Source organism: Pseudomonas siliginis (assembly GCF_019145195.1).
Lineage (GTDB): Bacteria > Pseudomonadota > Gammaproteobacteria > Pseudomonadales > Pseudomonadaceae > Aquipseudomonas > Aquipseudomonas siliginis.
Window position 1 is genome coordinate 233,956 of the sequence record NZ_JAHSTW010000010.1, and the last position, 17,561, is coordinate 251,516.

A 17,561-nucleotide genomic window follows, 5' to 3' on the forward strand; every position below is an offset into this window, starting at 1 on the left:
CATAGCTCAAGCGGGTTGTACGATCACCGGGCAGATCACATTGCCCCACTGTGGGAGCGAGCCTGCTCGCGAAAGCAGTGGTTCAGACGACAGATTCGTCGACCGATATGACCCCTTCGCGAGCAAGCTCGCTCCCACAGGTGGGTGTTCAGACAGTTATGGCCTGTTCGACCAGACGACCGCTGTCGATCCGCACATGCCGTGGATGGAATCGTTTCAAACTGCTTCGGTGACCGACGCTGACAATGCTCAGCCCCGGAATCTCGTCGATCAACGCCTGATACAACGTCGCCTCGTCCTCTTCATCCATCGCCGATGTAGCCTCGTCCATGTACAGCCATTGCGGTGCGTAGAGAAGCGCGCGGGCGAAGGCCAGGCGTTGCTGCTCACCCGGCGAGAGCATGCGTTGCCAGTGATTGGCTTCATCCAGCCGCCCAATCAAATGTGGCAGACGGCAGGTTTCCAGCACCTGTGCATAACGTTCCGGCGCGTAGGTGTCGCCCGGTTGTGGATAACTCAACGCTTCACGCAATGTGCCGATCGGCAGATAAGGCTTCTGCGGCAGGAACAGATAGCGCGCCGCTGGTAAACGAATATTGCCGTGCCCCGCCGGCCACAAATGCCCCATCGCCCGCAGCAATGTGGACTTGCCGCTGCCGGAACGGCCGCTGAGCATCACGCGCTCACCCGCTTCAACGGTCATGTCGGCGTCGGTCAGCAGGTGACGACCATCGGCCAGATCCAGGCCGAGGTTGTGCACCTGCAATTCGCGGCCCTGATTCTGCACATCGATGGCCGGGGTGCGCTGTTCGTTGTCGCTCATGGCTTGACGGAAACTCAGCAGACGATCACAGGTGGCGCGCCACTCGGCCAGATCCTGATAAGCGCTGATGAACCAACTGAAGTTCTCCTGCACATTGCCGAACGCCGAGTTGATTTGCATCAGCTCACCCAGCTCGATCTTGCCGCTGAAATACCGTGGTGCCGCAACAATGAACGGGAAAATGATCGCGATCTGCCCATAGCCCGAAGTAAAAAACGTCAGGCGCTTGGACACGCGCATGATGTCCCAGAAGTTATGCCAGACCAGCCCGAAGCGATTGCTCAAGCGCCGGTTTTCATTCGGCTCGCCGTTGTACAAAGCGATGCTTTCGGCATTCTCGCGGACCCGAACCATCGAGAAACGCAAGTCGGCTTCGAAACGCTGCTGGTTGTTGTTCAGGCCGATCAGGCGTCGGCCGATCAAATGCGTCAGCCAACTACCGACCGCCGCGTAGACCAATGCACACCAGAACATGTAGCCGGGAATCGTGAAACCGAACACTTCAATGCTGCCGGAAACGCCCCACAGGATGATCGAGAACGACACCAGACTGACCACCGTGCGGATCAAACCCAAGCCAAGGGCCAGCGTGGTCGCGGTGAATTTATTAAGGTCTTCGGAGATTCGCTGGTCAGGGTTATCGGTGTAACCGCCCTGCTCCAGCTGGTAGTAATTCTTGTGTTCAAGCCAACGAGTGAAGTGCTTTTCGGTCAGCCACGCCCGCCAGCGAATGGTCAGCATCTGCGTCAGGTACTGACGATAAACCGCAGCGAGAATCGCCACAGCGGCAATACCGCAGAAGTACAGGATCAACTGCCAGAACGCGGCTTCATCCTTTTTCTGCAGGGCGTTATAGAAATCCTTGTACCAACTGTTCAGCCACACGGCGATCCATACGCTGAACAGCGTCAGCGCAAACACGGCAATCAGCAACGTCCAGGCCTTGCCCTTCTCTTCGCTGCGCCAGTAAGGCGTGGTCATCGCCCAGACCTTGCGAAAAAACTGCCCGCGCACAGCATCGTTGACCGCGCAATATTCAGCGTTCTGATTCATGGATAAGGCTCGATAGTAAAAAGAACGGACACGCGCCGATCATAGATGATCGGCGCGATTTATCGCGAGGGCTGGCGATAGTCGTTCAGCGCAGGTTCAGCGACGCACCGGGCGCTTCTGCAGTTTGCGTTGCAGGGTGCGGCGGTGCATGCCCAGCGCGCGGGCCGTGGCGGAAATGTTGCCTTCGTGCTCGGTGAGCACACGCTGGATGTGCTCCCATTGCAGGCGATCGACCGACATCGGGTTTTCCGGCACCAGACTGTCGAGGTCGGCGTGCTCGGACAGCAGCGCGGCCAGCACGTCGTCGGCATCGGCGGGTTTGCACAGGTAGTTGCAGGCGCCACGCTTGATCGCCTCCACCGCTGTGGCAATGCTCGAATAACCGGTGAGGATCACCACGCGCATTTCCGGATCGAGTTCCAGCAGCTTGGGCAGCAGGACCAGACCGGAGTCGCCGTCCATTTTCAGGTCCAGCGCGGCGTAATCAGGCAGATCGGCCTGGGCGATGGTCAGGCCTTCTTCCGCAGAACCGGCGGTGCTGACGCGAAAGCCACGGCGGGCCATGGCGCGGGCCATGACGCGGGTGAAGGTCGCGTCGTCGTCGACCAGCAGCAGATGCGGCAGTTCTTCGCCTTCGACTTGGATTTCGTCACTCATGTTGGTCTCCTCGGGCGCCGTGGGGCAGGCGCAGCTCGGTGAGCGTGCCGCCTTCCTCATGACTATAGAGTTTCACTGAGCCGCCGGCGCGTGTCACGCTGGCCTTGCTCAAAAACAGGCCCAGGCCGAAACCTTTGCCCTTGGTGGTAAAAAACGGCTTGCCGATCTGCTCGGCGATGGCCAGCGGCACACCGGCGCCGTGATCGCGAATGCTGATGGTCAAAGTCTCTGCGTCCCAGTCCAGCGTCACCTGGAGGTTTTCCGGGCAGGCGTCGGCAGCGTTGTTGAGCAGATTCAGCAAAGCCTGGGTCAGATCCGGCGGCGGCGCCATGCGCGGCACCGCACCCTGGCCGAGACGCTGGAAGCGGTAACTGGCTTCCGGGCGCATCAGGTGCCAGCGGTTCAACGCCTCGTCGAGCCAGTCGGTAACGTCCTGCATCTCCACCGCCAGACGCCGATTGGCCTCAGCGGCGCGGACCAGTTGCTGCAAGGTTTCCTTGCACAGCTTGACCTGATCCTGCAGCACTTTCAGATCGTCCTGCAGCAACGCATCGGGGTGATCCTGCTGCATTTCCTTGAGCAACACGCTCATGGTCGCCAGCGGCGTACCCAGCTCATGCGCAGCACCCGCGGCCTGGGTCGCAACGGCGAGGAGCTGCTGATCACGCAGACCCTCTTCACGGCGGATCGCGCGCAACTCTTCCTGCCGGCGCAATTCTTCAGCCATGCGCGCGGCGAAGAAGGTAATCACCGCAGCAGCCAGGGCGAAGCTCAGCCACATGCCGTAGATCTGCAGATTCTCACGGGCGACCGGCAGGGTTTCCAGCGGATAGAAACGCGTCAGCATCAGCGTGTACAGCGCCAGCGCGATGCCCGACAGAATCACCGAATAACGCCACGGCAGCGTCACCGCCGCGATCGTCAGCGGCACCAGATAATAGGAAACGAAGGGGTTGGTCGAACCGCCGGAGAAATACAGCAGCGCACTGTGAATCACCAGATCGCAGGCCAGTTGCAGCGCGTATTCGAGCTCGGTCACCGGCCACGATGTGCGCAGGCGCACGGCAGTGAACACGCAGAGCAGAATCGAGCAGCCCAGGGTCATCGCCAATTGCACCCACGGCAACGGCAACAATTGCAGCCAGTAGGCCAGGCCCACGGATCCGGCCTGCGCGGCGAGCACCAGGGTGCGGATGAAAGTCAGCCGCCAGAGGTTCTGGCGAGTGGCGGAAGTCAGTTGTACGGGGGCGAGCATGAGCTCTCCTGATGAGCGCTCCAGGCGGATCGCACGGAGTATAACCAACGCGCGGGGTTCAAAGGCGAAAGTGCGGCAAACGACCACATGGCGGCGATGGAGAATTCATCTGAGTTGAAGAAGATGCCGAGGGCTATTGGAGATCAATTGTGGCGAGGGGATTTATCCCCGCTGGGTGGCGGAGCCGCCCCAAGTCATGCGACCTCATTTAACCAGACATACCGCATCAGCCGGATTTGCGACCGCTGCGCAGCCGAACGGGGATAAATCCCCTCGCCACAGAAGCACTCCCCACTGCGCGCAGGTATCTGTATAGAAGTTGTAACTGGGCGAACCGGATCATAGAAGTTAGAGTCTGATGGTTCACGCAGGCCGCGACCCATCACCTGCGCCTCATTCAAGGAGCCTTCATGCACACATTTCGCCGCAGCGCCGCCCTCCTCGCTCTGACCGTCGGCAGCGTCGCCAGCCTTCCGGCGCTGGCCGCCGATGAGCTGCACTACAACCAGATTTCCCTGCGCGCCGAAGTCAGCCAGGAAGTGGCCCGCGACCAGATGATCGTGACGCTCTATACCGAAGAGCAGAACACCGACCCGGCCAAACTCGCCGCCGCCATCAGCACCACCATGAACAAGGCCACCACCCAGGCCAAGCAAGTCAAAGACATCACCCTGCGTACGGGCAGCCGCAACAGCTACCCGATCTACGACACCAAAGGCCAGAAGATCACCGGCTGGCGCGAACGCGCCGAACTGCGCCTGGAAAGCACCGACTTCGCCGCCCTGTCCAAACTCACCGGCGAGTTGCTGACCGACCTGAAAATGGGCGGCATGGACTTCGCCATCGCCGACCCGACCCGCAAGGCCAGCGAAGACCAGTTGCTCAAAGAAGCCGTCACCGCCTTCAAGACCCGCGCCCAACTGGCCACCGATGCACTCGGCGGCAAGGGCTACAAAATCGTCAACCTGAACCTCAACAGCAACGGTTACCCACAACCGTACCTGCGCGCGCCGATGATGATGAAAGCCGCAGCCATGGATTCCGCGCCGGTGACGCCTGAAGTTGAAGCCGGCACCAGCCAGGTCAGCATGACCGCTGATGGCTCGATTGAAGTGCTGATGCAGTGATTTAAGCTTGGCTGAATGAAGGACCGGCAATCAGTAAATGGTTGCCGGTTTTTTTGTGCCCGGGTTTTGTAGTGAATGATCCACCGCTTTCGCGAGCAGGCTCGCTCCCACAGGTTGAACGCATTTGAATGTGGGAGCGAGCCTGCTCGCGAAGAACGATGACGCGGACTCAAGCGTGCGGATCAACCCGATCCAGCGCCCGATTCACCGCCAGCTCCGCCAGCATGATGATCTGCTGAATCGCCAGCGCCGTATTGCGCTGCGGACGACCGAGCTGATCGGCGAAATCGCTGGCCAGGGTGTTGGCTGAAGCGAGGGATTCGCAGGCGTGGGCAGCAGGCTTTCAGTGTCGATGTCGGGCCGGATCAAAAACATCGTGCCGGGTGGATGGGGTTTGCCGGGGGGCGGGCAGAGATAGAAATCGAGGGCACGCTTGATGGCTTCGCGGTTCTTCGCGAGATCGTCGGCGCGCAGCGCGGCTTCAAGGGGGGTTGCGGTTTCTTCGGGTGGGTCGGGGACTGGTTTGCTCATGCGCTTCACCTATGAGGTTGAGCCATCTCGATGCCGTTTCTCACACGGCGAAGAGGTGGCAGCTTTGTGCGGGGTGAGAAAACCGGTCATAGGCACCCGGCCGGACATAAGCCCGCCCGCACAGAGCCGCCATAACGCACTTGCAGGCAGCAAACTTGCTCGCGGCAATTATGCGGATCTGGGCACTGAATGACTATGAATGTCGGGTTCTCACACCCGATCGCTGAACAACCAGCGACGACCCAAGCCTAGAGAGCGCACGTCCGACGGACAACCTGAAAACCTTGTGGGAAGGTTCGGGTTATTTGGCATCGGAATTAAACAAACTCAAGCCCGCGGGAGCCTGGAGGTGCCTCATCGCGAGCAGGCTCACTCCTACAATTGGATCGAGCACAACCTCAAGAAACAGGTCGGCTGTCAGGCCGCCTTCGCGAGCAGGCTCGCTCCCACAGAAAGGCAAAGCAGCGCAGCTGCCCGCGGCGAAGCCGCCCCACTCCACAATGAGCGCAAGCTCGAGTACCGCTTTTGATCTTGATCCACCGGCGACGTCGGAAGGCTGAGTGGAGGGATTGATCCGGGTGTGGGAGCGCAGCGACCGTCTGGCGCAGCCAGACACAGCGGAAGGAGGTGCAGCGAAGCAAACCGGAGCCGCTGCGCCCGGATCAGTCCCGGAGCGAAGGAACCCGAGCCTGCGAGGGCCGAACGCAGGAGCAAGCCTTTTCGGTTACCTTTTTGGCGTTTGAAAAAGGTGACCCGCCGTAAGGGCGGAACCGCAATCCGCAACACCCGCAGAAAAGGATATACACCCAAAACCCAAGAGCCGGGTCGGCCCAAAGGCCGCCAAGGTGCCACCAATCGAAACACCCAGTTGCACCAAGTAAAACTCCCCAATCCCTGCCCCAATCCACCCCACCCTGAGCCACCCCAAAAACCCCTCAAGCCTGCCTATCCCCAAGGGTATAAATAAGTAACACCAAGCCCCACCCAAGCGCACCCGACACCTCAAGCGCACCATTTCAGTGCCCCGAATGCACCGCAAAAACCACCCGCAAACGGTCAAATGCGTCAAAAGTTATACGGATGCGACATTAAGGTACGTTCGTGCCACCGTTTAACGCCGCCGACCGCTCTGGATCTTGCATTGGGTATGGGGCCTGCATAAGTATCCGCAGGCACGACTCACGAGGTCGTACCTCACAACTAAAAAATGACAACAAATCATGAGGCCAACATGCTTAAACACGCGGTCATTCCGTTTCTAGTCGGCGCAGGCTTGTTAGCCTCCGCACCTTTCGCCACCGCTGCGACTAACCTGGTGTTCTGCTCCGAAGGGAGCCCGGCCGGTTTTGATCCAGGCCAGTACACCACCGGAACCGACTTCGACGCCTCAGCCGAAACCATGTTCAACCGCCTGACCCAGTTCGAGCGCGGCGGCACCGCCGTGATTCCTGGCCTGGCGACCAAGTGGGACATTTCCGACGATGGCCTGACCTACACCTTCCACCTGCGTGAAGGCGTCAAGTTCCACACCACCCCGTATTTCAAGCCGACTCGTGAATTCAACGCCGACGACGTGCTGTTTACGTTCAACCGCATGATCAACAAGGACGACCCGTTCCGTAAGGCGTACCCGACCGAATTCCCGTACTTCACCGACATGGGGATGGACACCAACATCACCAAGATCGATAAAGTCGACGACCACACCGTCAAGTTCACCCTGAAAGAAGTCGACGCCGCGTTCATCCAGAACATGGCCATGAGCTTCGCTTCCGTGCAGTCCGCCGAATATGCGGCCCAACTGCTCAAGGATGGCAAAGCCGCCGACATCAACCAGAAGCCGATAGGCACCGGCCCGTTCGTGTTCAAGAGCTACCAGAAAGACTCGAACATCCGTTACACCGGCAACAAGGATTACTGGAAGCCTGAAGACGTGAAGATCGACAACCTGATCTTCGCTATCACCACCGACCCGTCGGTACGTATCCAGAAGCTGAAAAAGAACGAGTGCCAGGTCACCCTGTTCCCGCGTCCGGCCGATCTGAAAGCGCTGAAAGAAGACAAGTCGCTGAAGATGCCGGATCAGGCTGGCTTCAACCTGGGCTACATCGCTTACAACGTGATGGACAAGGTCAAGGGCAGCAACGAGGCCAACCCGCTCGCTGACCTGCGCGTGCGTCAGGCGCTGGACATGGCCGTGAACAAGCCGCAGATCATCGATTCGGTTTACCAGGGCGCGGGCCAACTGGCGGTCAACGCCATGCCGCCGACCCAGTGGTCCTACGACACCACCATCAAGGATGCCAAGTACGACCCTGAGAAAGCCAAACAGCTGCTCAAGGAAGCCGGCGTCAAGGAAGGTACCGAGATCGTCCTGTGGGCGATGCCGGTGCAGCGTCCGTACAACCCGAACGCCAAACTGATGGCTGAAATGCTCCAGTCCGACTGGGCCAAGATCGGCTTGAAAGTGAAGATCACCAGCTACGAGTGGGGCGAGTACATCAAGCGTTCCAAAGGTGGCGAGAACCAGGCCATGATCATTGGCTGGAGCGGTGACAATGGTGATCCGGACAACTGGCTCAACGTTCTGTTTGGCTGCGACTCGCTGAGCGGCAACAACTTCTCCAAGTGGTGCGACAAGAAGTTCGACGGCCTGGTGAAAGAAGCCAAACGCACCACTGACCAGGGCAAGCGCACCGAGCTGTACAAACAGGCGCAACACGTCCTCAAAGATGCAGTTCCAATGACACCTATCGCTCACTCGACGGTGTATCAACCCATGCGCGCCAACGTGCAGGATTTCAAGATCAGCCCATTTGGCCTGAATTCCTTCTACGGCGTCAGCGTCAGCAAGTAAGACATTGCAACGGCGGCGTTTCTGACGTCGCCGTTGCTTTATCTACCGGGAAAAAAGGAAAAGGCCTACACCCAAATCCGCCGCAGATGATTGCTTCGGTATAGGTGCGTCGACTTTTCCTACGAGCATTAAGGCAATTACGTATTTACTGCCAGAGGCACGGTGCCTACCGTCGCGTACTGACCAGTGTCTGCGTGGGCCACCGGTTTTGCCGTACGTATTGGATTGAGCTCAATGCGACCAGAAAGTCCCGGGATAGGGACGCTGACGCATTGCACAACACTAAAAAGAGGGAGCGTCATGCGCCATACCTTGATTTTTTCCGCACTGTTGGGCGCCGGCCTGTTGGCCGCCACGTCTGCAAGCTACGCCGCCAGCGACAGCCTGGTGTTCTGCTCGGAAGGCAGCCCGGCGGGTTTCGATACCGCGCAGTACACGACGGCCACCGATAACGACGCCGCCGAGCCGCTGTACAACCGCCTCGTCGAGTTTGAAAAAGGCGCGACCAATGTCGTACCGGGCCTGGCGACCAAGTGGGACATTTCCGAAGATGGCCTGAAATACACCTTTCACCTGCGTGAAGGCGTGAAATTTCACACAACCCCTTACTTCAAGCCGAGCCGGGATTTCAACGCCGACGACGTGCTGTTCACGTTCAATCGCATGCTCGATGCGCAACAGCCGTTCCGCAAGGCCTATCCCACCGAGTTTCCGTACTTCAACGGGATGAGCCTGAACAAGAACATCGCCAAGGTCGAGAAGACCGGGCCGCTGACCGTGGAGTTCACGCTCAACAGTGTTGACGCCGCGTTCATCCAGAACATCGCCATGAGCTTCGCCGCCATTCTGTCTGCCGAATACGCCGACAAGCTGCTGGCCGACGGCAAGCCGAGCGACATCAACCAGAAGCCGATCGGCACCGGGCCGTTCGTATTCAAGAGCTACCAGAAAGACTCGAATATCCGTTACACCGGTAACCCGCAGTACTGGGATCCGAGCCGGGTCAAGCTGAAGAACCTGATTTTCGCGATCAACACCGACGCTTCGGTACGTGTGCAGAAGCTCAAGGCCAACGAGTGCCAGATCACCCTGCACCCGCGCCCTGCCGATGTTGAAGCGCTGAAGGCCGACCCGAAATTGCAACTGATTTCCAAGCCGGGCTTCAACCTCGGCTACATCGCCTACAACGTGCGCCACAAGCCGTTCGATCAACTGGAAGTGCGTCAGGCGCTGGACATGGCGGTGAATAAACAGGGAATTCTCAACGCTGTTTATCAAGGCGCCGGCCAACTGGCCGTCAACGCCATGCCACCGACACAGTGGTCCTACGACGACACCATCAAGGACGCCGCCTACAACCCGGAAAAAGCCAAGGAACTGCTCAAGGCCGCCGGCGTGAAAGAAGGCACCGAGATCACCCTGTGGGCGATGCCGGTGCAGCGTCCATACAACCCGAACGCCAAGCTGATGGCCGAAATGCTCCAGTCCGACTGGGCCAAGATCGGTCTGAAAGTGAAGATCGTCAGCTACGAATGGGGCGAGTACATCAAGCGCACCAAAAACGGCGAGCACGACGTCAGCCTGATCGGCTGGACCGGTGACAACGGGGACCCGGACAACTGGCTGGGCACGCTGTACAGCTGCGACGCCATCGGCGGCAACAACTACTCCATGTGGTGCGACCCGGCTTACGACAAGCTGATCAAACAGGCCAAGGTCGTCACCGACCGCGACCAGCGCACCGTGCTTTATAAACAGGCCCAGCAATTGCTTAAACAGCAAGTGCCGATCACGCCTGTCGCCCACTCGACGGTCAACCAGCCGTTAAGCACCCGGGTCGAAGGGTTCAAAGTCAGCCCGTCCGGCCGCAACGTGTTCTCGGGTGTCAGTATCGATTAAACCAACCGATTAGCCGCAATGCTGAGGGGAGCCGTCTACTCCCCTCACGCAAGCGCTTTGCCTAAATTCGCCAATCCGGCTTTTTGCAAACGTTTGCGATGTGTGAACGAGTTCTAAACCAATAACCGGCATACCAAAAAAAGCCGGGATAAAAAGAAAGTAAAGGAGCTTCACCCATGAAACTGAGCAGCACCGCGATCCTGGCTCTGGCCATCAGCAGCATCACTGCTACCGCGTACGCCGAACCTGCAAGTCAGGAGTTCGTCCCTACCACATTGGCCGGCAGCAGCGCCCAAAGCGAGGCCAAAGGCTTTATCGATGGACAAAGCCTGGGCGGTACAACCCGTAACTGGTACGCCAACGAACTGAAGCGTCGTGATGACCGTTTCAGCTACGTGAAAAACAGCGACAAGAATACTTCGCCATTGGTCAAGACGCCGACTGCGCGTCGCATCAACTGGGTGCAAGGCACCATCGTCAACTACACCTCGGGCTTCACCCAAGGCACCGTGGGCGTGAGCACCGAAGTCGCCGCTTACAACGCCATCGTGCTCGACCGTGATCGCAAGGACATCGCCGGCGGCTCCAACCGTACTCTGGCGGATTCCGACGGCGACGCCGTTGACCAGTGGAGCAAACTGGGTCTGGCCAACGTCAAGTTCCGCGTGTCGAACACTACCCTGACTGCCGGCCGCCAGAACTTCAGCACGCCGATTGTCGATGTCATCGGTAACCGTCCGCTGCCTTCGAGCTTTGAAGGTATTACCCTGCACAGCGAAGAGTTCAACAACCTGTCGTTCGACGCGGGTGGCTTCGACCGCGTTTCCCCTCGTACCGAGCAGAGCCTGTCGAAATTTCGCACCGAGTATTCAGCCACTGGCGTGGAGACCGACAAGGTTTACGTTGCCGGCGTCAACTACCAACCGTTCAAGAGCCTGAAAACCAGCTTTTACGGTTCCAACGTGGAAGACTTCTGGAACCAGTACTACTTCGGCGCAACCCACGAACTGGGTGACAGCCAGGTGCTGAGCCTGACCACCGGTCTGAACTACTACAAGACCGTCGACGAAGGCAAAAAGCTGATGGGCAACATCGACAACGATACCTACTCGCTGTCGCTGGGTCTGACTCACCAGGCCCATAGCCTGACGTTCTCGTACCAGGAAGTTAACGGTAACGAGTACTTCGACTACCTGCACGAAACCAACGGCATCTACCTGGCCAACTCCCTGCTGTCGGACTTCAACGGCCCGAACGAGAAGTCGTTTCAGATCGCCTACGGCATCAACATGGCCGAGTACGGTGTGCCAGGCCTGAAGTTCAACATCTACCAGGCACGCGGTTGGGGCATCGACGGTACTCACTACCGCGGCACCGCCTACACCGATCCGGGCGCCAAGCGCGGCGACCTGAGCCTGATGGATGGCGAGTCTCACTATGAATACGGTGTCGGGGCTTCCTACGCTGTGCAAAGCGGCCCGCTCAAAGCCACTGCGATTCGCGCGACGTACACCACGCACCGCGCCAGCGAGCATCAGGCTGACGGCAACATCAACGAGTTCCGTCTCGTGACCACCATCCCGTTCAACATTCTGTAAAAACGCCAACCGACGGCTGACTCATGATGAGTCGGCCGTTCGGTTTTCTGTCTTCAACCGATTGCAGAGGGTTATCGATGAAAATGCTTCCCCTACGTGCGGCCATCGCGGCTGCGTTGCTGAGTGTCGCTGTCGGCGCCTCGGCCAAACCCTTGGTGGTCTGCACCGAAGCCAGCCCGGAAGGCTTCGATATGGTCCAGTACACAACTGCAGTCACGGCGGACGCTGTGGCCGAAACCATCTTCAACCGCCTGGCCGATTTCAAGCCCGGCACCACCGACGTGATCCCGGCACTCGCCGAGTCTTGGGACATCAGCGAAGACGGCCTGACCTACACGTTCCACCTGCGCAAAGGCGTCAAGTTTCACACCACCGAATATTTCAAGCCGACCCGCGACATGAACGCCGACGACGTGGTCTGGAGCTTCCAGCGTCAGCTGGACCCGAATCACCCGTGGCACAAACTGTCGAGCGTGGGCTTCCCGTACTTTGAAAGCATGGGCTTCAAGGAACTGCTCAAAAGCGTAGAAAAAGTCGACGACAACACGGTCAAGTTCACCCTGACCCGTCGCGAAGCGCCGTTCCTGGCCGACATCGCCATGGCCTTCTCGTCGATCTACCCGGCCGAATACGCCGACCAGTTGCTTAAGGCCAACAAGACTGGCGATCTGAACAACAAGCCGATCGGTACCGGCCCGTTCATCTTCCAGCGCTACGCCAAGGATGCGCAGGTGCGCTTCAAGGCCAACCCGGATTATTTCCGTGGCAAGCCACCGGCCGACGCGTTGATCCTGGCGATCGCCACCGACAACAACGTGCGCCTGCAAAAGCTCAAGGCCAACGAGTGCCAGGTCGCGCTGTATCCGAAACCGGATGACATCCCGAGCATCAAGAAAGACAGCAAGCTGAAAGTCGACGAGCTGGACGCGATGACCGTTTCGTACATCGCCATGAACACCCAGCACAAGTACATGAGCGACGTACGCGTGCGCAAAGCCATCGACATCGCGTTCGACAAGGAAGCCTACGTCAACGCGCTGTTCGGCAAGGGCAACGCGTCGGTGGCGGTCAACCCGTACCCGCCGACCCTGCTCGGCTACAACCATGATCTGAAGAACCCGCCACGCGACCTCGACAAGGCACGCGCCCTGCTCAAGGAAGCCGGGGTTCCGGAAGGCACTACCTTCACCCTGTTCACCCGTAACGGCGGCGGTCCGACCAACCCCAACCCGATGCTCGGCGCGCAAATGATGCAGGCTGACCTGGCGAAAGTCGGGATCAAGATCGACATCCGCGTGATGGAATGGGGCGAGATGCTCAAGCGCGCCAAGGCCGGCGAGCACGACATGGTCTCGGCCGGATGGGCGGGCGACAACGGCGACCCGGATAACTTCCTGACGCCTATGCTCAGTTGCGAGGCCGCCAAGAACGGCGAAAACTACGCACGCTGGTGCAACGAGAAATTCCAGGCACTGCTGGATGAAGCGCGGGCTAAAGTAGATCCGGCCGAACGCGCCGCGCTCTACGAACAGGCCCAAGTGCTGTTTAATCAGGACCAGCCATGGATCAGCATGGCCCATACTCGGATGTTCACTGCAATGCGCAACAATGTAGAGGGCTACCACATCAGCCCTCTCACCACTAATAACTTCGCCACCACCCAGGTGAAGTAGATAAGAAACGCCCGGCGTCCCTTACCTGAGGGACGCCGGACACGCCTAACCGGCTGATGAGGTACCACACAAGATGTTTAGTTTTATTGCCCGCCGACTGGGGTTGTTGATCCCCACGTTTTTCGGCATCACCTTGCTGACTTTCGCGTTGATTCGCATGATTCCGGGCGACCCCGTGGAAGTGATGATGGGCGAACGTCGGGTCGACCCCGAAATGCACGCTCAGGCAATGGAACGCCTGGGGCTGAACAAGCCGCTGTATGCCCAGTATCTGGACTACATCGGCAAACTGGCCCAGGGCGATCTCGGTGAGTCGTTGCGTACCCGTGAAAGTGTGTGGACCGAGTTCACCTCTCTTTTCCCGGCGACCCTGGAACTGTCCATGGCCGCCCTGCTGTTCGCTGGCATTCTCGGGCTTCTGGCCGGGGTGATCGCGGCACTTAAACGAGGATCGCTGTTCGACCACGGGGTGATGGGCATCTCCCTCGCGGGCTATTCGATGCCGATCTTCTGGTGGGGCCTGATCCTGATCATGTTCTTCTCGGTGAGCCTGGGCTGGACCCCAGTGTCCGGGCGCATCGACCTGCTGTATGACATCGAGCCGAAAACCGGCTTCATGCTGATCGACACGCTGCTGGCCGATGACGTCGGCGCGTTCTTCGACGCCCTGCATCACCTGATCCTGCCGGCCATCGTGCTCGGTACCATTCCGCTGGCGGTGATCGCACGGATGACCCGTTCGTCGATGCTCGAAGTGCTGCGCGAAGACTACATCCGCACCGCCAAAGCCAAAGGCCTGTCGCCGTCGCGCGTGGTGTTCGTGCATGGTCTGCGCAACGCACTGATCCCGGTGCTGACGGTTGTAGGTCTGCAAGTCGGTACTTTGCTGGCCGGTGCGGTCCTGACCGAAACCATCTTCTCCTGGCCCGGCATCGGTAAATGGCTGATCGAAGCCATCGGCGCCCGGGACTATCCGGTGGTGCAAAACGGCATCCTGTTAATCGCCTGCCTGGTGATTCTGGTCAACTTCGTGGTGGACATCCTCTACGGCTTTGCCAACCCACGCATCCGTCATCAGCGCTGAGGTCAATACCCATGAGCACTCCAACATCCTCAGTAGCCACCGCCACGTCCGCCGTGGATCAAAGCCTGCTGTACCCGTCGCCGTACAAAGAATTCTGGCAAGCGTTCTCCAAGAACAAGGGCGCCGTTGCCGGCCTGCTGTTCATGCTGCTGATCATCTTCTGCGCGATCTTCGCGCCGTGGGTCGCGCCGCATAACCCGAGCGAGCAATACCGTGACTTCCTGCTGACGCCACCGGCGTGGCTGGAGGGCGGGCAGATGCAATTCCTGCTCGGCACCGACGAACTCGGCCGTGACCTGCTGTCGCGTCTGATCCAGGGCTCGCGCCTGTCGCTGCTGATCGGCTTGTCGTCGGTGGTGATGTCGTTGATTCCGGGGATCCTGCTGGGTCTGTTCGCCGGTTTCTTCCCGAAAGTGGTCGGCCCGACCATCATGCGTCTGATGGACATCATGCTGGCCCTGCCGTCGCTGCTGCTGGCCGTGGCGATCGTCGCCATCCTCGGCCCTGGCCTGATCAACACCGTGATCGCGATTGCCGTGGTTTCCCTGCCGTCCTACGTGCGTCTGACCCGTGCCGCCGTCATGGGCGAACTGAACCGCGACTACGTCACCGCCGCGCGTCTGGCCGGTGCCGGTCTGCCGCGCCTGATGTTCATCACCGTGCTGCCCAACTGCATGGCGCCGCTGATCGTGCAGGCAACCCTGAGCTTCTCTTCGGCGATTCTCGATGCCGCCGCACTGGGCTTCCTCGGCCTCGGCGTACAACCGCCAACCCCTGAGTGGGGCACCATGCTGGCCTCGGCCCGCGACTACATCGAACGCGCCTGGTGGGTGGTGAGCCTGCCTGGTCTGACCATTTTGCTCAGCGTGCTGGCAATCAACTTGATGGGCGACGGCCTGCGCGATGCGCTGGACCCGAAACTCAAGAACGCCGCCTGAGGAGATTCAAATGTCACTGTTAGAAATCAAGAATCTCAACGTCCGCTTCGGCGACAAGACCGCGACTCCGGTGGTCGACGGCCTCGACCTGAAAGTCGACAAAGGCGAAGTGCTGGCCATCGTTGGCGAGTCGGGTTCGGGTAAATCCGTGACCATGATGGCGCTGATGGGCCTGATCGAGCACCCCGGCATCGTCACCGCTGACTCGCTCAGCTTCGACGGCAAGGACATGCTCAAGCTGAGCAATCGTCAGCGTCGGCAGATCGTCGGCAAAGACCTGTCGATGGTCTTCCAGGATCCGATGACCGCGCTGAACCCGAGCTACACTGTCGGTTTCCAGATCGAGGAAGTGCTGCGCCTGCACCTGAAAATGTCTGGCAAGCAAGCGCGCAAGCGTGCCATCGAACTGCTGGAAAAAGTCGAGATCCCGGGCGCCGCCAGTCGTATGGAGGCCTATCCGCATCAACTGTCTGGCGGTATGAGCCAACGCGTCGCGATCGCCATGGCGATTGCCGGCGAGCCGAAACTGTTGATCGCCGACGAACCGACCACCGCGCTGGACGTGACGATTCAGGCGCAGATCATGGATCTGCTGCTGGCGTTGCAGAAAGAGGAGAACATGGGCCTGGTGCTGATCACCCACGACCTTGCGGTCGTGGCTGAAACCGCCCAGCGCGTCTGCGTGATGTATGCCGGCCAGGCGGTTGAAGTCGGTCAGGTGCCGCAACTGTTCGACATCCCGGCGCACCCGTACAGCGAAGCGCTGCTCAAGGCGATTCCCGAGCACAGCCTCGGCGCCTCACGCCTGTCGACCTTGCCGGGCATCGTCCCGGGCCGTTACGACCGACCACAGGGTTGCCTGCTGTCGCCGCGCTGCCCGTACGTGCAGGACAACTGCCGCACCCAGCGTCCGGGCCTTGATCCGAAAGCCAACAGCCTCGCCCGCTGCTTCTACCCGCTGAACCAGGAGGTGGCGTAATGGCCGTCGTACTTACCGCCCGCGACCTGACCCGTCACTACGAAGTCTCCCGTGGCCTGTTCAAGGGCCACGCCACCGTGCGCGCGCTCAACGGCGTGTCGTTCGAACTGGAAGCCGGCAAGACCCTCGCCGTAGTGGGTGAGTCGGGCTGCGGCAAATCCACCCTCGCCCGCGCCCTGACGCTGATCGAAGAGCCGTCGTCGGGCTCGCTGCAGATCGCCGGTCAGGAAGTTGCCGGCGCCGACAAGGCCGAACGCAAGCAATTGCGTAAAGACGTGCAGATGGTGTTTCAGAGCCCGTACGCGTCGTTGAACCCACGGCAGAAAATCGGTGATCAACTGGCCGAGCCGCTGCTGATCAACACCAAGCTGTCGGCCATCGAACGTCGCGAGAAAGTCCAGGCGATGATGAAGCAGGTCGGCTTGCGCCCTGAGCATTACCAGCGCTATCCGCACATGTTCTCCGGCGGTCAGCGCCAGCGTATCGCTCTGGCGCGGGCAATGATGCTGCAACCGAAAGTGCTGGTCGCGGACGAACCGACTTCGGCGCTGGACGTTTCGATTCAGGCCCAGGTGCTGAACCTGTTCATGGATTTGCAGCAGGAGTTCAACACCGCCTACGTGTTCATCTCGCACAACCTCGCGGTGGTGCAGCACGTGGCCGATGACGTGATGGTGATGTACCTCGGCCGCCCGGTAGAACTGGGACCGAAAAACGACATCTACGAACGCCCGCTGCACCCGTACACCCAGGCCCTGCTGTCGGCGACCCCGACCATTCACCCGGACCCGAACAAGCCGAAAATCAAGATCGTCGGCGAACTGCCCAACCCGCTCAACCCGCCACCGGGCTGTGCTTTCCACAAGCGCTGCCCGTACGCGACCGAGCGTTGCACCACGGAAGAGCCGCTGTTGCGTGAACTGGATAATCGGCAGGTGGCTTGCCACTACGCCGAGCAGTTTCTCGACGGCGCGGCATAAGGCCCGAGAAATATCTCAAGTGGGAGCGAGCCTGCTCGCGAATGCGGTGTAACAGTCAACAACAATGTCGACTGAAATGACGCTTTCGCGAGCAGGCTCGCTCCCAC

Annotated in this window: 12 protein-coding genes and 1 pseudogene; 9 read left to right on the plus strand and 4 right to left on the minus strand. The window is 59.7% G+C overall.

The genetic code is table 11. The features are described 5' to 3' along the window. Positions 1 to 148: 148 nt before the first annotated feature. The 3 genes from KVG87_RS20615 to KVG87_RS20625 all read right to left on the minus strand — a co-directional run bounded on the left by KVG87_RS20615 (position 149) and on the right by KVG87_RS20625 (position 3,788). Positions 149 to 1,876 (minus strand): ABC transporter ATP-binding protein/permease, encoded by a 1,728-nt coding sequence (locus KVG87_RS20615; protein ID WP_217852330.1) that lies wholly within the window; start codon positions 1,874 to 1,876, stop codon positions 149 to 151. 96 nt (positions 1,877 to 1,972) lie between these two features. Continuing rightward, the gene (locus tag KVG87_RS20620; protein ID WP_003221630.1) at positions 1,973 to 2,533 is read right to left on the minus strand and encodes a response regulator transcription factor; all 561 of its coding nucleotides are present in this window, start codon (positions 2,531 to 2,533) and stop codon (positions 1,973 to 1,975) included. Next, complete coding sequence (locus tag KVG87_RS20625; RefSeq protein WP_016771713.1) at positions 2,526 to 3,788, minus strand: ATP-binding protein; 1,263 nt, start codon at positions 3,786 to 3,788, stop codon at positions 2,526 to 2,528. Before KVG87_RS20625 ends, KVG87_RS20620 begins: the two co-directional genes overlap by 8 nt. A 410-nt stretch (positions 3,789 to 4,198) precedes the next feature. On the opposite strand from KVG87_RS20625, the gene KVG87_RS20630 reads away from it, so the two are divergent. Next, positions 4,199 to 4,915: an SIMPL domain-containing protein gene (locus tag KVG87_RS20630; RefSeq protein WP_076565834.1), complete on the plus strand. Its 717-nt coding sequence runs from the start codon at positions 4,199 to 4,201 to the stop codon at positions 4,913 to 4,915. A 169-nt stretch (positions 4,916 to 5,084) separates the two neighbouring features. Here KVG87_RS20630 and KVG87_RS20635 read toward each other — a convergent pair. Continuing rightward, positions 5,085 to 5,446 (minus strand): annotated as a pseudogene (locus tag KVG87_RS20635) (DUF6124 family protein). A gap of 1,231 nt (positions 5,447 to 6,677) precedes the next feature. Here KVG87_RS20635 and KVG87_RS20640 point away from each other — a divergent pair. The 8 genes from KVG87_RS20640 (at position 6,678) to KVG87_RS20675 (ending at position 17,454) form a co-directional block, all read left to right on the plus strand. After that, positions 6,678 to 8,303, plus strand: a complete 1,626-nt coding sequence (locus KVG87_RS20640) for an ABC transporter substrate-binding protein (RefSeq protein WP_016771716.1) — start codon at positions 6,678 to 6,680, stop codon at positions 8,301 to 8,303. A 300-nt stretch (positions 8,304 to 8,603) separates the two neighbouring features. Then, on the plus strand, positions 8,604 to 10,202 hold the full coding sequence (locus KVG87_RS20645; protein WP_217852332.1) for an ABC transporter substrate-binding protein: 1,599 nt from the start codon (positions 8,604 to 8,606) through the stop codon (positions 10,200 to 10,202). A 176-nt stretch (positions 10,203 to 10,378) separates the two neighbouring features. Continuing rightward, on the plus strand, positions 10,379 to 11,800 hold the full coding sequence (locus tag KVG87_RS20650) for an OprD family porin (RefSeq protein WP_217852333.1): 1,422 nt from the start codon (positions 10,379 to 10,381) through the stop codon (positions 11,798 to 11,800). Positions 11,801 to 11,877: 77 nt separating this feature from the next. After that, positions 11,878 to 13,473 carry an ABC transporter substrate-binding protein gene (locus tag KVG87_RS20655; protein WP_122699945.1) on the plus strand — a complete coding sequence of 532 codons (1,596 nt, stop codon included), beginning with the start codon at positions 11,878 to 11,880 and terminating at the stop codon, positions 13,471 to 13,473. A 73-nt stretch (positions 13,474 to 13,546) separates the two neighbouring features. Next, on the plus strand, positions 13,547 to 14,557 hold the full coding sequence (locus tag KVG87_RS20660) for an ABC transporter permease subunit (RefSeq protein ID WP_016771720.1): 1,011 nt from the start codon (positions 13,547 to 13,549) through the stop codon (positions 14,555 to 14,557). An 11-nt stretch (positions 14,558 to 14,568) separates the two neighbouring features. Then, a complete protein-coding gene (locus KVG87_RS20665) occupies positions 14,569 to 15,495 on the plus strand; it encodes an ABC transporter permease subunit (RefSeq protein ID WP_016771721.1) in 927 nt (308 codons plus the stop codon). A gap of 10 nt (positions 15,496 to 15,505) precedes the next feature. Beyond that, complete coding sequence (locus tag KVG87_RS20670) at positions 15,506 to 16,474, plus strand: ABC transporter ATP-binding protein (protein WP_217852335.1); 969 nt, start codon at positions 15,506 to 15,508, stop codon at positions 16,472 to 16,474. Beyond that, positions 16,474 to 17,454 carry a peptide ABC transporter ATP-binding protein gene (locus KVG87_RS20675; RefSeq protein WP_217852337.1) on the plus strand — a complete coding sequence of 327 codons (981 nt, stop codon included), beginning with the start codon at positions 16,474 to 16,476 and terminating at the stop codon, positions 17,452 to 17,454. The genes KVG87_RS20670 and KVG87_RS20675 overlap by 1 nt, the downstream gene beginning before the upstream one ends. Positions 17,455 to 17,561: the final 107 nt, after the last annotated feature.

What these genes read in the sequence shown, in the direction of transcription:
- KVG87_RS20670 (WP_217852335.1), top strand. Translation starts at nt 15,506, where the DNA reads ATGTCACTGTTAGAAATCAAGAATCTCAACGTCCGCTTCGGCGACAAG.
- KVG87_RS20665 (WP_016771721.1), top strand. Translation starts at nt 14,569, where the DNA reads ATGAGCACTCCAACATCCTCAGTAGCCACCGCCACGTCCGCCGTGGAT.
- KVG87_RS20675 (WP_217852337.1), top strand. Translation starts at nt 16,474, where the DNA reads ATGGCCGTCGTACTTACCGCCCGCGACCTGACCCGTCACTACGAAGTC.
- KVG87_RS20615 (WP_217852330.1), bottom strand. Translation starts at nt 1,876, where the DNA reads ATGAATCAGAACGCTGAATATTGCGCGGTCAACGATGCTGTGCGCGGG.
- KVG87_RS20640 (WP_016771716.1), top strand. Translation starts at nt 6,678, where the DNA reads ATGCTTAAACACGCGGTCATTCCGTTTCTAGTCGGCGCAGGCTTGTTA.
- KVG87_RS20660 (WP_016771720.1), top strand. Translation starts at nt 13,547, where the DNA reads ATGTTTAGTTTTATTGCCCGCCGACTGGGGTTGTTGATCCCCACGTTT.
- KVG87_RS20645 (WP_217852332.1), top strand. Translation starts at nt 8,604, where the DNA reads ATGCGCCATACCTTGATTTTTTCCGCACTGTTGGGCGCCGGCCTGTTG.
- KVG87_RS20620 (WP_003221630.1), bottom strand. Translation starts at nt 2,533, where the DNA reads ATGAGTGACGAAATCCAAGTCGAAGGCGAAGAACTGCCGCATCTGCTG.
- KVG87_RS20650 (WP_217852333.1), top strand. Translation starts at nt 10,379, where the DNA reads ATGAAACTGAGCAGCACCGCGATCCTGGCTCTGGCCATCAGCAGCATC.
- KVG87_RS20630 (WP_076565834.1), top strand. Translation starts at nt 4,199, where the DNA reads ATGCACACATTTCGCCGCAGCGCCGCCCTCCTCGCTCTGACCGTCGGC.
- KVG87_RS20625 (WP_016771713.1), bottom strand. Translation starts at nt 3,788, where the DNA reads ATGCTCGCCCCCGTACAACTGACTTCCGCCACTCGCCAGAACCTCTGG.
- KVG87_RS20655 (WP_122699945.1), top strand. Translation starts at nt 11,878, where the DNA reads ATGAAAATGCTTCCCCTACGTGCGGCCATCGCGGCTGCGTTGCTGAGT.